Below are 1,038 nucleotides of genomic sequence, written 5' to 3'. Positions count from 1 at the left end.
CACGTCCTCGCCGAGCGCGACCATGGCCTCCAGCCGGGGCAGCAACCGGTCGTAGGCGGCGAAGGCTGGATCGGCCAACGCCAGGGTGCGGTCGAGCCGGTCGATGGTGGCGTTGAGCCGGTCGACGGCCAGGGACAGGTTCTCCACCAGGTCAGGGAGCTGGGCGGCCAGCTGCGCCGTGGCGGGTGGCAGCCGCACCGCCGCGTCGAAGGCGTGCCCCGCGGTGGCCTGCGCCGATTCCAGCGCCTGCCCGGCCGCCGCCTGCGCCGCCGCGGCCGCGGCCTGGGCGGCGGCGACGAGTTCGGCGGGCCCCGGCACGCGCGGTGTGGCCGGACCGCCCCGCGATCCGTCACGCCTGCCCTTCCCCTCGGGGCTCGTCATGGCCTCCACTGTGCCCGACCACCGGCGGGACCAGCCGGATTTCCGCCGCCGCCCGCGGCTGTGTCGTCCGTGCCCGCGTCCGGCGGGACCGGAGCGCCGGGCGTGTCGGAGGGGCGTGGCAGGATGCCAGCACGATGGAACCCAGCACGATCGATCTCAGCAAGGGCGCGAACGCACCGGTACCGACATCTCTTCTGGCCGTGGAGGTTTCCTGGCGCAGCGGGCATGCCGTCGACGCGCACGCGCTGTTGCTCGACGAGTCGGGCGCGGTCCGCACCGATCGTGATCTGGTGTTCTACAACGCGCCGAGGCACATCTCCCAGGCGGTGACCATCGCCCAGGATCTCGGCCGAGGCACCGCCCGTCTCAGTGTCTCGCTGCCGCGCACCGAGCGCGACGTCGAGCGCATCGTGATCGGCGGCTCGCTCGACGAGGGCAGCTTCGCCGACATCGACGGTCTCGTCGTCACCGTGCACGCCGCCGACGGCCCGGTCGCCCGCTTCGCCATCGAGGATCACGACCGGGTGACCGCCATGATGTTCGGCGAGTTCTACCGCCGCGCGGGCGGCTGGCGTTTCCGCGCGGTCGGCCAGGGCTGGCACACCGGCCTGGCCGGTCTGGTCACCGAATTCGGCGTGACCGTCGACGATCCCGACC

At 73.5% G+C, this 1,038-nt stretch carries 2 protein-coding genes; one reads left to right on the top strand and one right to left on the bottom strand.

From position 1 onward, the window contains the following. On the bottom strand, positions 1–381 hold a 381-nt coding region (locus tag QH283_RS00265; RefSeq protein WP_280501009.1), incomplete at its 3' end, for a hypothetical protein. Positions 382–515: 134 nt separating this feature from the next. Here QH283_RS00265 and QH283_RS00260 point away from each other — a divergent pair. After that, on the top strand, positions 516–1,038 hold a 523-nt coding region (locus tag QH283_RS00260; protein ID WP_280501008.1), incomplete at its 3' end, for a TerD family protein.

The organism is Nocardia farcinica, assembly GCF_029867845.1.
GTDB lineage: Bacteria > Actinomycetota > Actinomycetes > Mycobacteriales > Mycobacteriaceae > Nocardia > Nocardia farcinica_A.
The sequence above is the reverse complement of the archived record's forward strand: the minus strand, read 5'-3'. Positions and strand labels throughout refer to the sequence as shown.